13 protein-coding genes are annotated in these 14,505 nt (G+C 33.6%); 9 read left to right on the forward strand and 4 right to left on the reverse strand.

Going from position 1 to position 14,505, the window contains the following annotated elements:
- Positions 1 to 268: 268 nt before the first annotated feature.
- From GVV10_RS07385 to GVV10_RS07395, 3 genes are read left to right on the forward strand one after another with little or no spacing between them, the layout of a single operon-like run.
- Positions 269 to 1,153 (forward strand): carbohydrate kinase family protein, encoded by an 885-nt coding sequence (locus GVV10_RS07385; RefSeq protein ID WP_159521222.1) that lies wholly within the window; start codon positions 269 to 271, stop codon positions 1,151 to 1,153.
- A 14-nt stretch (positions 1,154 to 1,167) separates the two neighbouring features.
- Positions 1,168 to 1,908: a DUF3137 domain-containing protein gene (locus GVV10_RS07390; RefSeq protein WP_159521223.1), complete on the forward strand. Its 741-nt coding sequence runs from the start codon at positions 1,168 to 1,170 to the stop codon at positions 1,906 to 1,908.
- Positions 1,905 to 2,435: a LemA family protein gene (locus GVV10_RS07395; RefSeq protein ID WP_159521224.1), complete on the forward strand. Its 531-nt coding sequence runs from the start codon at positions 1,905 to 1,907 to the stop codon at positions 2,433 to 2,435. The genes GVV10_RS07390 and GVV10_RS07395 overlap by 4 nt, the downstream gene beginning before the upstream one ends.
- A gap of 22 nt (positions 2,436 to 2,457) precedes the next feature.
- On the opposite strand, the gene ppdK is transcribed toward GVV10_RS07395, so the two are convergent.
- Positions 2,458 to 5,037, reverse strand: coding sequence for a pyruvate, phosphate dikinase (gene ppdK, locus GVV10_RS07400; RefSeq protein WP_159521225.1), 2,580 nt, complete (start codon positions 5,035 to 5,037; stop codon positions 2,458 to 2,460).
- A gap of 273 nt (positions 5,038 to 5,310) precedes the next feature.
- Between ppdK and GVV10_RS07405 the strand changes: the two genes are divergently transcribed.
- Positions 5,311 to 7,563, forward strand: coding sequence for a transcriptional regulator (locus GVV10_RS07405; protein ID WP_159521226.1), 2,253 nt, complete (start codon positions 5,311 to 5,313; stop codon positions 7,561 to 7,563).
- Between the two features lie 43 nt (positions 7,564 to 7,606).
- Here the strand turns inward: GVV10_RS07405 and GVV10_RS07410 are convergent, their stop codons facing one another.
- The gene (locus tag GVV10_RS07410; RefSeq protein ID WP_159521227.1) at positions 7,607 to 8,545 is read right to left on the reverse strand and encodes a permease prefix domain 1-containing protein; all 939 of its coding nucleotides are present in this window, start codon (positions 8,543 to 8,545) and stop codon (positions 7,607 to 7,609) included.
- Positions 8,542 to 8,901 carry a PadR family transcriptional regulator gene (locus tag GVV10_RS07415; protein ID WP_236261882.1) on the reverse strand — a complete coding sequence of 120 codons (360 nt, stop codon included), beginning with the start codon at positions 8,899 to 8,901 and terminating at the stop codon, positions 8,542 to 8,544. Before GVV10_RS07415 ends, GVV10_RS07410 begins: the two co-directional genes overlap by 4 nt.
- 522 nt (positions 8,902 to 9,423) lie before the next feature.
- Here GVV10_RS07415 and GVV10_RS07425 point away from each other — a divergent pair.
- The 5 genes from GVV10_RS07425 (at position 9,424) to GVV10_RS07445 (ending at position 13,709) form a co-directional block, all read left to right on the forward strand.
- Positions 9,424 to 10,419, forward strand: coding sequence for an ABC transporter permease (locus tag GVV10_RS07425; protein ID WP_159521228.1), 996 nt, complete (start codon positions 9,424 to 9,426; stop codon positions 10,417 to 10,419).
- A complete protein-coding gene (locus GVV10_RS07430; protein ID WP_268892253.1) occupies positions 10,416 to 11,342 on the forward strand; it encodes an iron chelate uptake ABC transporter family permease subunit in 927 nt (308 codons plus the stop codon). The genes GVV10_RS07425 and GVV10_RS07430 overlap by 4 nt, the downstream gene beginning before the upstream one ends.
- A complete protein-coding gene (locus GVV10_RS07435) occupies positions 11,335 to 12,090 on the forward strand; it encodes an ATP-binding cassette domain-containing protein (RefSeq protein ID WP_159521232.1) in 756 nt (251 codons plus the stop codon). Before GVV10_RS07430 ends, GVV10_RS07435 begins: the two co-directional genes overlap by 8 nt.
- A gap of 10 nt (positions 12,091 to 12,100) precedes the next feature.
- A complete protein-coding gene (locus GVV10_RS07440) occupies positions 12,101 to 13,009 on the forward strand; it encodes a siderophore ABC transporter substrate-binding protein (RefSeq protein WP_159521234.1) in 909 nt (302 codons plus the stop codon).
- Positions 13,010 to 13,079: 70 nt separating this feature from the next.
- Positions 13,080 to 13,709 (forward strand): YbgA family protein, encoded by a 630-nt coding sequence (locus tag GVV10_RS07445; protein ID WP_159521236.1) that lies wholly within the window; start codon positions 13,080 to 13,082, stop codon positions 13,707 to 13,709.
- Here the strand turns inward: GVV10_RS07445 and GVV10_RS07450 are convergent.
- Positions 13,706 to 14,485, reverse strand: coding sequence for a MurR/RpiR family transcriptional regulator (locus GVV10_RS07450; RefSeq protein WP_159521238.1), 780 nt, complete (start codon positions 14,483 to 14,485; stop codon positions 13,706 to 13,708). The genes GVV10_RS07445 and GVV10_RS07450 overlap by 4 nt on opposite strands.
- Between the last annotated feature and the right edge of the window lie 20 nt (positions 14,486 to 14,505).

The following is a 14,505-nucleotide window of genomic DNA, read 5'->3' on the forward strand; positions in this document are numbered from 1 at the left end:
CAATATATGAACAATTACCAAAGAAATTCTTTTCTTATGCTAATAGTGGTACCATTGTAAACTACGCCTATATAGCTACAATTAAAAAAAATGTCATTGAAATGAAGTATAACCAGGAGGTAATTACGATTTCACGTCGAAATAAAAATAAAATTATAAAAAAGATTTAATGAGCTTTTCTTATTGGAGCAATAAGAACGATAAAATATAGTTTCACATTGATGGTTCAGATGATACAATAGAAAAAAGGTTTATGAACGGAGAAACTATGAAAAACATCTATACAATTGGAGAAGTTTTGATAGATATGATGCAAACGAATAATTATTATTCGTCAATGTTTGGTGGTGCTTCTGGGAATGTTGCTGTGAATGTAGCAAGGTTTGGAAGCGAGTCTTATTTCTTGGGGAATTTTGGTCAAGATTTTTTTGGAGAACAATTAAAAGAGCGGATGATTAAAGAAAATGTACACTTAACTTATTCAAGCCAAAAAGGTAAAACAAGTTTAGCGTTTGTATCATGGGATAAGGTTGGTGAACGTAATTTTCAATTCTATTCTGAGAGTGATCAAGATTATTGTTTACCTGCATCTGTTTTGGTGGATGCAAGTGATATTGTTCATTTTGGTTCGGCGACTGCTTTTATGAAGGGAGAATTAGAACAATCCTACCTAAAATTATTTCGTCAAGCCCAAGAAAACGGAGCATTTATTTCCTTTGATCCTAATTGTCGTCAGGAATTAATTCATGACCTTGATGTTTTCAAACGTCACTGTCTTGAATTTATGAAAGGGAGTAGACTGATTAAGTTGAGTATCGAAGAATTTGAATTGCTTTTTGGTAGCCAAGATTATCATTTATTGACAGATTGTTTTGAAATGAGTGATAATCAGATCATAGTAGTGACTTTAGGTGAAAAAGGAAGTTATGTTTATTACCAAGGTGTAGCGAAGCTTATTCCTACAATTAAGATTCATCAAGTTGACTCTACGGGTGCGGGTGACGCATTTGTTGCTGGTATGTTGAGTCAACTCATCCATAATTTGGATCCTAATCTTTATGAGGTCATAGACATGGTGACAAAAGCTAATCGAGTGGGTGCATTAACAGCAAGTCAATATGGAGCGATTGTTGATGGTTTAAGTTTAGAGTGAGGGGAGAAGAAGAGATGTTTCTTTTAATAATAATAGTTTTTTTGGGGCTTGTTCTTTGGCTTCACATTCACCAAAAAAAGAAGGCAAAACGTTATAAAGAAGAAGTTGTTCAACGTGTGATTGGCGAGATGTTTACAGATTATGAGTATCATCATGAAGGAATGAGTGAGTCACGGATTTTTGAGACGAAATTGGTTTCGCGTGGTAACATTTTTTCAAGTAGTGATTATTTACGAGCAAATTATCATGGCATTAATTTTGAATTTTCAGACGTGCTTGTTCAAAATAGGATTCAAACAGGAAAGACCAGCACAACCGTTACTTATTTCAAAGGTCAATGGTTGGTGGTGAAACCAAGGATCCCAATTAAGGGTCGATTATTCATTATTGATAAACAGTTACGGACTAATCCTCAAGGTTTTTTATTCAAAGATTATAATTTGAATAAAATGGAATTTGAAAGTATTCAATTTAATAAAGAATTTAAGGTGTATAGTGAGGATGATCTTGAAGCGTTTAGAGTTGTTGATCCTAAAAAGATTATGAAAATGTTGGATTACAAAGACTTTGATATTTCGTTATTTCAAAATGAACATGAACTTCACATAGCCATTTATTCTGATAAGGATATTCTAGAACCAACCCTGTTTGAAGAGTTTAGTTATGAGAAAGATTGTAAATTAGTCAAACAAAGCATTGAAGAAGTCTTAAAGTATTTGGAAGTTTTTGAGATTGAAAAGGATGTGATAGAGTGATTTATAGTATAGGCGTTTTAGCCGTTTTAATTGTTTATAGTATTAGCATATATAATACTATTAAACGATACACAATTAAGGTTGATGAAGCCTTGGCTAATATTGATGGAGTCCTGTCAAAACGATACCATGTCTTAACACAAAGTCTTGAAGTTACCAAAGCGTATGTTAAATACGAAAAAGAAGTCCTGTTAGATTTAACAAGACTTCGCGGTAATCAAGATGTTAAGCTTCGTGATGAGATGATTGAAAATGTGGAACAAGGTCTAGTTCGAGTTAATGCTTTAGGAGAATCATATCCTGAATTAAAGGCAAGTTCAGTTTTTTTAGAGTTGCAGAAAGCGATTGTTGATACGGAAGAAACTCTTTTAGCATCGCGACGAATCTATAATTCCAATGTCTCTATTTATAATCAAAGAATCAGTGTTTTTCCTTCGAGTTTTATCGCTTCCAAAATGAAAGTCGTTGAACGAGACTATCTCAAATTTGATCCAAGTGAAATCAAAAATGTTGAAATTGATGTTTAGACTGTGATTAATCACAGTTTTTTTATTGGAAACCTATTTTTGCGGAAGTTAAAATCGCGTTAGGAACACGATAAGGGGAACACGAAACATAGTCCATACCAATGTTTTCAAAGAAAATAATAGAAGTCCGATCTCCACCATGCTCTCCACATACACCCATTGGTAACTGTGGTTTAATGGATCGTGCTTTTTGTACAGCTATTTTTAAAAGCTCTCCGACACCATCGGTGTCAATGGTTTTGAAAGGGTCGTTTTTGTAGATGCCTTTTTGTCCATAGTCATCGATAAAAGAGTGGATATCATCCCGTGAAAAACCAAGGGTCATTTGTGTTAAGTCATTGGTTCCAAATGAGATAAAATCAGAGTGTTCAGCAATTTCATCCGCAATCAAGCATGCTCGAGGTAATTCGATCATTGTTCCTATTTTAATATTAAAACTAACTTGATGTTTGGACTCATAGTTTTTGATAGTTTTAGAGATGGTTTCCCGCATAATGATTAGTTCTTTAAGATCAGATACTAAGGGTAACATTAAGTTTATATTCAATTGAATTGTGGGGTTTTCATTGTAATGTTTTAGGGCAGCGATAAGGATTGCTGTGGTTTGCATGGTATAAATTTCTGGATAGGTGATTCCTAAACGGATCCCACGGTGCCCCATCATCGGATTAACTTCCTGTAGCCTTTGAATTTGTTTTTTTAAATCGACGACACTAATTTTACTATCATCAGAAAGTGACTTAATTGCATGTGGTGAATTAGGTAGAAATTCATGAAGAGGTGGATCAAGATAACGAACAGTTATTGGTAATGATCCATTGGCTTTGAATAAATTGTAGAAATCTTCAGCTTGGACAGGTAATAGTTTATCTAAGGCTATTTTTCTTTTTTCACTGGTTTGACTTAAAATCATTTGTTGAAACAGACGTATTCGTTCTTCATCAAAAAACATGTGTTCGGTACGGACTAAACCGATACCCTTTGCATCATAGAGAAGGGCGGTCTTAATGTCTTTGGGGGTGTCTGCGTTCGCAAGGATTTTGATTGTTTGATGTTTATTACCTAAGTTTAGTATTTGATCAAATTCTTTTGGTTTTTGTTGAGTTTCAAGGACTAATTTTCCATCGTATATCGTACCGGTGGTTCCTGACATTGAGATGTAATCCCCTTTTTGATATGTTTTTTGACCGATTATGACCTCGTTTTGATTGTTGATTTTAATGTCGTTACTTCCCACAATGCACGGTTTTCCCATGGCACGAGTTACAACGGCTGCATGAGAGGTCATGCCACCTTGTGCGGTAATAATGCCTTGTGCTTGATCCATGGCTTGTATGTCATCAGGCGATGTTTCATGTCTAACTAAGATAACATTGTATCCGTTCTCAACATAATCAAGTGTTTGTTCTTTATTGAAAGCAATTCGACCCACTGCTGCTCCAGGTGATGCATTCATGCCATGGCCAATTTCTGTGGCTAAATTGACTGTGTCAATGTTAAACTCAGCATGCAAAGCACCAGAAATATCGTGCTCATTGGTTTGGAGTATAAGCTCTTTTTTAGAGATAATTCCCTCATCAAACAAGTCTCGATTTATTTTTAAGGCTGCTTGCGGGGTTCGTTTACCACTCCGTGTTTGTAACAAGTATAGTCGATTCGACTCAATTGTGAACTCAATGTCTTGCATGTCTTTGTAATGTTTTTCTAATTCATAGACGAGATGGTGAAGTTGCTCATAGAGTTCAGGTTTTTTGCTGATTAAACTTTGAATAGGAAGTGGAGTATGGGTTCCAGCAACAATATCTTCTCCTTGAGCTTGCCATAAAATTTCTCCAAATAATTCTTTTTTTCCAGTAGAGGGATTTCGAGAAAAGCAAACGCCTGTTGCTGAGTGTTCATCAACATTACCAAAGACCATGGTTTGAACATTGACAGCAGTTCCTTTGATGTTATGGATGTTGTTCACATCACGATAATAAACGGCACGTTCATTGCCCCAAGATGCCATCACACTTTCAATTGCTTCATAGAGATGGTGATAGGGGTTTTGTGAGAACGTCTCTTTAGTCTCAGCTTGGTACAACGATTTATAATCATTGATAATGGTTAAGAGTGAATCAGTATTAATGGTATCAAACGAATCATAGATCTTATCAAATTTTTCCATTGGTATTCCTTTAACGACATTCCCGTACATTTGAATAAAACGTCGGTAAAGATCGTAGGCGAATAGTGGGTCTTTTTTTGCTAATTCATAGGCTATCTCATCGTTAATTCCAAGGTTTAAAATAGTATCCATCATCCCAGGCATTGAGATCTCAGCTCCACTACGTATTGATAGTAAGAGAGGATTACTCTTACTTCCTAAGTTTTTATTGGTTTCACGTTCAATTGTTTGAATGTGTTTTTTAATGTCATTTTTCAAGGTATCGCTCAGTTTTTGATCACGTTGATACAACGAACACGCACTGGTATGAATCGTAAAGCCGTTTGGAACAGGATATCCCAGGTTTGTCATTTCTGCAAGATTGGCCCCTTTACCTCCCAACTGTTGTTTCATTTCTTTATTGCCTTCTTTAAATGTGGTAATAAAAGTACTCATATCTACATCATCCTTTCCCCACCATTATGCTTGTGTACCTAAAACTGTGCAAATATCTAGAATAAAGCAGAAAAACAGTCTGTGTGTATAAAATAATATGAATATAAGGAAATGAATTCGTATGAATGATCAAACTGTGTTAAACTTAGTGTAAGCGTGTAAGAAATGATTCTAAGAAGAGTAGGATATATTGAACATTGGGATTAAAATGTCAAATTTATAAAACTGTGTACTTTATTAGGTTCATATTTACACTAAATAAAAGGGGATCATATGGAAGATAAACTACAAAACATCATCAAAGAACAAACATTTCGCTTCTTAATTCATCGTGATATTGCTCTATTGGAAACTGATGCTAATACACTGTCAATTGATTTAAAATTAGATCGTGCCAATGTTTCACGAACATTGAATCATTATTGGAGACAAGATCAATTGATAAAAATAAAAGGACGACCAACCTTCTTTTTGGATAAAGAAATATTAATGAATCATTATGGCTTGAAAACATCAATCCAAGAATATGCATCGCATGAAGACTTACTGGAAACACTCATATTTTATGAACAAGAACAGAATTTAAATTATCATTTTAAAGAACATATCGGAAGTCGTTTGAATGAAAGTATGGTTAAGGAGACTGAATATTTAATCGATTATTTTGATTACCCCTTAAGATCGTATATTATTCATATGGTTGGAAACAGGAGTACGGGTAAATTATCCTATTGTGATCATATCTATCGGTATTTTAAAACAAATGTTTATAAATCAGAAAATGTCGCTTATCAAATTTTAAATTGCCAGATTCATCAAGACAGTTTAATTGAACAGTTGAATGGTTTGAAGCAAAACAGCGCTACGAGTTTTATTGTATTTCATCGTACAGATTCTTTAACCGACTCTTTACTAAATCAGCTGATGCAAACGATTGAACACTTCAATGAAACAGATGATGGTTCAGTCTATATTTTTACAAGTCGAAAAAACAGTCATTTACCGTCGACATTTTACACTCATCCTGTCAATGTACCAGATTTTAAAAATCGGCGAGTTAAAGATAAAATGGCTCTAATATTTCATGCATTTGAAGAAGAAGCGAAGCTTACAAAAATACCAATTCTTTTAAGACGCAATATCATTAATTGCTTTTTAACCTCGGACTATGAAAGAAACATTGCTGGTTTAAATAATGAAATAAGAAATACATGCATTCGTGCTCACAGTCGAATGAAAAAAGAGGGAGGTCATTATTTAGATTTATCATTAGAAGACCTTTCAGATCAAGTGATAAAAAATATCAAACATGTTAATGAATCAGTCAGTGATTTAAATAAAATCTATGATCGTCTTGGTACGTCTCGTTTTTACATTCAAGTTGACCAACCCTTTGAGGCATTAAAACAACTTGAGAGTATTGGCTTATCAAATCGGGAAACAGTTAAAGCAAGTCATGTTAAAAGCAGAAATGATTATTTAGATGATACGATGAGAAAGAGCATGAAAAATGATGAACTTGAACTTGATGCTTTAACAAAAAATATTATGGATAAACTCCTAGTTTTTCTAAAAGTCGAAGAGACAACAATGCATCGATACATTCATACGATGGCAAAGCACATACGAATAGTCTTTGAATCAAAACAACAACTTGCACCACAATCCTTTCAAAAATATAATCTTGAGCCAGAGTGGAATCGTTTTTATTCACAATTAGAAAAGGCTTATGGTTCTCTAATTCCTATGGCAGATAAAGTTTTTTTAATAGAGTTCTATGAGAAAAGTTTGAGTGTCGTCAAAGCATATCGTCATGTTTTTATCTATGTGAGTCATTGGACCTCAACAGAAGCACAGATTAAAGAGGTGTTTCCGACAATAGTTTTAAGTCATTTTGACCTTTCATACCTGAACAGTCGAAATCAACACACCGTTGATGGGCTATTAAAATTAATTGATGAAGAACAGAGAGGAAAAACACTCATCTTGATGAGTGATAGTACCTTTACACCTGAATTAATACAGGCAACAAAAGAAGAATCAAGCCAAGAGATTGAATTTATTTCAAATATCACTTTGAATCAAGCAAAAGCAATCTATAGCTTAAGTAAGGATCCCTTGTTTAACATCGACCAATTGAAATCAATAGAATTTATAAACTATAGTGGTTCGTTGTTTAATCAATTATCGTATGGTTTGAAAACGTCGCTAAAAATATTTGACGCGACAAAGGTAACAGAAGTTTTAGTTCAAAGTTATTATAAAATAATTAATGATTTGAATTTAGTGAACGATGATGACTCGTTGGGTCATTATGTTTATGAAGCAGCCTTTGCTTTTGAACGTGTGTTGATTGACCAGAAATATATTATAAATGATGGAACCTCCAAAAAAGAGAATCGACTGATTCGCTTGTCAATTGAGAACAGTTTAATCGAAGCAAATTCACTGTTTGGTCGCAGTTTACCTCAACATGAACTGAATCATTTAGTGGATGTGATAAAACATTCCTATGATTTGAATTAGACGATAAAAAAGGTTGAATTACTTGTAAAGTAATTCAACCTTTTTAATTATGTCTATCTTGTTTGTTTGAAAAGAGGTGTTTAATTAATTCCATCACAAGCGCAACAATTGGAAACATAATCCAACCCACTCCAAAGAAATTTGGATTTGTAAGTCCAATACCAACGTAAATAATTGCGACAATGGCCATTAATATTCCAGTCAAATCATCGAACCAATTTTCATGTTTTTCTTTAAGTTTTTCCTGCTTTGTGGCAGTTAAAGCTTTTGGTAAATGTGCACTGATTGAGACATTAATTAAGAGAAACACGCCAATCGATACAAATCCGAGCAACGCCGTACCTTGGGCATTTTCTGAGTATAAATAGGGAGTTTCAAACAGATAAGCGACAAAAACACCCAGTAATATTAACGCTACCCCGAAAACGACACCTGGTATGAAACGAGGTTCATATTTTTTAAAGTAGTTTGAACAATCATCGAGTTCTGTTTTGCTTAATTGATAATCATCACTCTTTAAATTAAATTGAGATAGTTTTAAACCGCTATAAATATAAATACTTACTGAAATAATGAGACAAAATAAGAAAATTCCGATCAGTATGGGTTCGTACTGTGTGTTTTCTACTAAAGAAATTGGAGCTAGTGCTGCAATGATTAAAAATGTAGCGAAAGCGATTGACCAAGAAAATTTTGGGACATAAGTTAAATAACGGTCAATATATCCTTTCGGATAATGCTGATAGACCTCTTGTTGTTTTGTCTTTTCCTCTGGTATTGAAAAAGTCTCCTTCAAGTCTTCAATGGATCCAAATTCACCAATAACAAGTCCAATTGCTTCAGCATTATTTTTTCCTTGTTTTAGATAAGCTTCAAATTTAAACTGCATTGAATCAAGTATTTCTTCTTTCGCATTCAATATTTCTTCAGTTTGAGGCAATGTGCTAAACATCACTTCAACATATTCTTTGATTTCTTTCATAATTTTATCTCCTTTGTAAATAGCGTCATGACTTCTTTAACATGATGCCATTCTTCCTTTTTTTCATTATAATATTCTTTCCCTGAATCTGTAACCTGATAGTAAGTACGCGCTCGCCCATGAGTTTTATCTCCTTGATAAGAATTAATGTAACCCTGTTTTTCAAGCCGTGCGAATGTTGAATAGAGCGTTGTTTCCTTGATTGTATAGATCCCCTGAGTTAGATTTTTGATGTTTTGTCCAATTTCATAGCCATAGGAATCATTCACCAACAATAACGCTAAAACGATCGTATCATTGTATCCACGCATGACATCACTGCTTATCATATTTATCACCTTTACTCCATCTGTCATAGTAATCATACACCTTTTACCCCGACAGGTAAAGTAATTAATTAAAAACAATGTACTTTATAATAATGTAAGCGAATACTTCGTAAGAATTGATTAAAAAATCACAAGATAACGATAATCACGTTTAACTAGAGACTGAAATCTCACAAATATGATAATTGTTTGGAAATTAACTAAAGATGATAAAACTTTATCAAAGTAAAAAAGCAAAGAGTGTAGATTTATTTTATAGCTCAACTTACACTTAAAGTGCACATAAAGGAGGTGCCTATGAGGTATATAGAAGTAAAAGAGTTTGAACTCGAAAAAAATCATGGTGATGACTTGCTAAAAATTTCTTTGAACACACTTTAGCACGTGGATATAAAGGGCTGATTCGTATTGAAGTTGGATTAAATACAGATAGCCTAAGAAAAGATACTGTCATCTTAATGTTCACCTGGGAGTCAAAGGAAGATCAACAAGCATTTAAACGAAGCGATAAGTATCGTGATGCACACAAGGAACACAGTCCAAATCCTTATGTCATTAAACATTCAACAACATGCTATTTCATTCATTATGAAGAAGCGTGAGGCTTACATTGTTTTATGTCTACTGATCGTTTTGTCAGTGATTTCTCTATTTGTGGGGGCACTTCCCTTACGTGTTTATGATTTATTTGCAGGTAATGAAGAAGCTATACATTTGCTTGTATATAGCCGATTACCACGTTTATTAAGTATTCTGTTGAGTGGTTTTGCACTCGCTGTTGCTGGATTAATTATGCAAAAGCTTGCGCAAAATAAATTTGTATCGCCATCAACAGCCGTCACGCTAGATGCAGGTCGTTTTGGATTATTATTGAGTTTAATTGTAATACCCAATACATTATTTATACATCGTGTGATCTTTGCTTTTTCATTTTCTATTCTGGGAACAATTTTATTTATATACTCAGTTTCGAAGATTAAGTTTAAATCAATGATTTTGGTTCCGCTTTTAGGAATGACCTTAGGAATGATTATAAGTTCATTAACCACATTTCTTGCCTTAAAGTATGACTTATTACAAGTAATTAATGCATATTTACTAGGTTCATTTACCTTTGTTCTTGAAGGAAAATATGAGTTTTTATGGTTAGTAATTCCTATTTTAATTTTGATATTTATTTACATGAATACATTTAATATCATGGCATTTGGAGAAGACTTTGCTGCTAATTTAGGAATTAATTTTAAGAAAGTTCAATATCTAGGCATTGGACTTGTATCAATTTTAAGTTCATCGGTCTTATTAACTATTGGTACATTACCATTTTTGGGTTTATTGGTTCCGAATATTATTTGTATTAGGTATGGAGACACCGGACGGTTGCCACTTATCATGAGTGGGTTAATAGGAGCAAGTATACTTTTAGTTTGTGACATATTTGCTCGTTTAATTCTTTATCCTTATGAATTACCTGTATCGTTGATTTTGGGCATTATTGGATCATTGACGTTCGCGTTTATGTTGATTGGAAAAAAAGACTTATGAAAAAAAATCGGCTAATCATAATTTTAGGAATTCTGGTTCTCTTCCATTTATTTTGGGGAGGATATTCATCCATGACGCCATACATACTGTCACGCCGAATTACGACACTTAGTTTAATTGCGATCGTATCAGTCCTCACAAGCTTGAGTACCTTAAGTTTTCAAACAATTACGCAAAATAGATTGTTGTCGCCAGCAATCATGGGCTTTGATCAAATCTATCTTTTAATTCAAACAACGATGATTGTGATTGGTATTAGACAAAGTTCGACAGCGCAAATCCTACTTTCAGTATTTATTATGGTTAGCGTCATGATGTCGCTTTACCATTATATTCTTGTTAAAAAAGAAGAATCAATTTATATTTTACTTCTTTTAGGGATGATTCTGACTACCTTTGCTAGTTCCTTAACCCAAGCATTGGAAATGATTCTAGATCCTAACGAATTTAGTATAGTTCAAGATAGAGCCTTTGCATCGATCAATTCGTATCACGCGAAAAGTTTACTTGTCTTGAGTGTGATAGCAATCTTAGGGCTATGGGTTTTATACCGTCTTAAAAAATATATGTCAGTCTTAGTTTTAGGCGATGATTTAGCGGCAAATCTTGGTGTAAATGTGGACAAAGTTAAACGCTATGCACTGTATGGAATTGCACTATGCACTTCTGTTTCGACAGCTTTAATTGGGCCGATTTCATTTCTAGGTTTATTAAGTGTTAATATTGCCCGCCAGCATGTAAAAAGTGAACGCTTCACAGACGTTGGGAAGAACAGTGTTTTGATGTCAATGATTTTATTACTAGGGACACAAGTAATTTTTGAAAGAGTTATGAATTTTAACTCATCATTAACCGTTGTCTTAAATTTCTGTGGTGGTCTGTACTTTTTCTATTTGATAATGAAGGAGCGATTTAATGATTAAGGTTCATAATTTAACACACTCGTATGGTGATTTCAAAGCATTAGATAGCATTAATTTGACCATTAAACCCAAACGAGTGACAGCGTTGGTGGGGGAAAATGGTTCTGGAAAATCAACACTCTTAAATCATTTAGGAAGGCTTTTGACTCGTAAAGAAGGATTAATTCAGTTAGAAGATGAAGATATCAAAAAAATTAAGTCAAGAGACTATGCACAAAGAGTAGCAATCATGAAGCAAGATACGACAATTAACTTAAAATTGACGGTCTACGAATTTGTTGCATTTGGTCGTTTTCCTCATAAACAAGGAACCCTTGATCCATCAGATCACGAAATAATACGTCAATCGCTTGTTCAAATGGGCTGTTATGAATTAAAGGATAAGTACATTAATGAATTATCTGGAGGTCAGATTCAACGCGTTAAAATAGCCCTTATTTTATGTCAAGATACAGATGTTATTTTGCTGGACGAACCGCTCAATAATTTAGATTTGAAATATGCTCATGAAATGATGGAAACTGTCCGGACTCTTTGTGATGAACTAAGTAAAACAGTTGTGATTGTCGTTCATGATATGAATATGGTTTATCGTTATGCAGATGATGTTGTATGCATGAAAAATGGCAAAATATTGGCTGATGGAACGGTTCATGAAGTACTATCAGAAAACACTTTAAATGATTTATATGGTATTGATTTTGAAGTTGTGCAAGCACATGATTTTAAGTTTTGCATTGTAAAATAAAGGAGAAAATATGAAGAAAATAGCATTAAGTTTAATTGTTTTATTGATGTTGGTTGGCTGTTCAGCCACAAGTAAAGAAACAGAAAAAATTACAGTTAGTCATAAACTAGGTGAAGCAGAGGTTGTTCAGAATCCTAAAAAGGTAGCAGTCTTTGATATGGGGATCTTAGATACACTGGATACACTAGGAATCGAAGTACACGGAGTTGCGAAAGAATCATTACCTAAAAATCTAGACAAATTTAAGTCGGATGCATCGTTTAACATTGGTTCTTTATTTGAACCTGACTTTGAAGGTTTATCGAAAGAAGGCTTTGATTTAATCATTATTTCAGGTCGTACAGCAAAACAATATGACGAACTCAATAAAATTGCACCAACAATTTATTTAGGAAATGATTCAAGTGACGAAGGATTGCTTGCATCTGTTAAGAAAAATGTTGAAACAATTAAAATGATTTATCCTGACGTGGATGGAGAAAAAGCAATCACTGATTTAGAAACAAAAATTGATACCTTAAGTAAACAAGTAAAATCAAAAGACTATGCAACATTATTTGTTATGGCAAATGGTGATGAAATCAAAGCATTTGGACCAGGTAGTCGTTACGACCATGTCTTTAATGAATATGGATTTAGAAGTGTCGAACATAGCTTTGAAAAATCACGACATGGTTCTCTTTTATCGTTTGAATTGGTTAAAGATTTAGATCCAGAAGTGATGATTGTGATGGATCGATCAGCCGTAACGCAAGAGAAAGGAAATGCTGAAGAATTATTGGATAATGACTTCATTAAACAAACCAACGCATACAAAAACGACCGTGTTGTTTATGTTGATCCAGAAATATGGTATTTAACTGAAGGTGGATTATCAGCATTAGAAGTTCAAGTTGAAGAATTATCAATCCTAAAATAAATTAAAAGAGATTCTGTCCATACCGATAGAATCTTTTTTTTTTGCTATAATAACACTAAGGAGTGTTATCATGATGAATGATTTAAAATATTGGCTGCGTCAAGATATTCAATACTATATTATGCATCATGCTTTTTCTATTCATGCCCACGATTTTTCAAAGAAGGAAATCCGACAGATGGAAGATAAAGCCTATCGACTCATTAATTTAAGTGGCGATGCAATCATCACTGATCTCAAAGTTTGTATTATCGATCAAAACAAATCGTATAGCAATGATCTGCAGCTTGCATGCAGAGAACGGTGTATAGAGACCAAAAACTTACGGTTGTTGGAACAAGAATGGGCTCGTTACAAATACTATGTCATGTCAAAGCATCAAAATACCTATAACTACTATAGAAATCAGTTCAGAAGGATTGAGTCAATTAATATTGAAACGTTCTATCGTGATATGGATTTATTGTCTGGTTATCCCGAAAACATCGCAGCGAACGTGAACACGCTTGAGCATATTTGGGGATATTTTAAGCAAAAAGCATCGACCAAAGAAAAAGAAACCTGGTTGAACTTGGTTTCTGCTTATCAAAAGAAAAATCAATCACTGTTTGCTTGTAAAGACTATATTCATCATCTACTCAGTAAATATCCCAGTGAATATCTTTCCTATAGTTACTATTTAATAAGAAACATTGCTTAGTCATGTTTCTTATTTTTTTGATCAAAAAGCGCCATTCTACTGACTAAGAAATCAATAAGGGTCATAAGAACGGGCTGGGAGTCTAAGAATATTTTTTTAGGATCGGTGTCAAATGTTGGAACATAGATAATGCTTGTCGCTGTTTTTGCTATATCGGCTAAAAGATTTGAGGTGAATAGCAATGTATCACAATTTTTATTGAGACTTACATCATGAGCTTCAACAATCTCTAATGAACTTGCACCTAAAGATATAAAAATGTTGAGTTGACCTTTACTTGAAAAGTTTGCTTTTTCAAAAAACTCATTTGAATTTAAGACCGGTTCTGAATCATATCCTATTTTAGAGAGACGATATGATAGATATTTGGCAGATAATCCACTTTCATGAATTCCAAAAATTCTAATTTTATCTGCGTTTTTGATGAGTGTGTAGGCTGATTTAATAGAGGTATCTGATGTTTCATCTAAAATTTTACCAATTGTACTCAGGTAATAATTAATGTAGGTTTCAGCTGATTGATCCTCTGTTTCTTGTTCATAAGAGCCAGCTAATAGCTGTCTTGAAACTTCATACTTGAACTCAGAAAAACCTGAATATCCTAATTTTTGACAAAAACGTAACATCGCTGATTTTGAAACACCAACGCGATCAGATAAACTCACGAGTTGATATCGGTGGATATCCTCAATATTATCTTCTAAATAATTTGCAATTTTTTCTTCAGTTTGTGTAAAACTGTTTTTATGTAAATGTATAATTTCATGTAGTAACATTGTGCACCTCTTTTAAGACT

The sequence above is a fragment of the Erysipelothrix urinaevulpis genome, from assembly GCF_009828835.1.
Taxonomy (GTDB): Bacteria; Bacillota_I; Bacilli_A; order Erysipelotrichales; family Erysipelotrichaceae; genus Erysipelothrix; species Erysipelothrix urinaevulpis.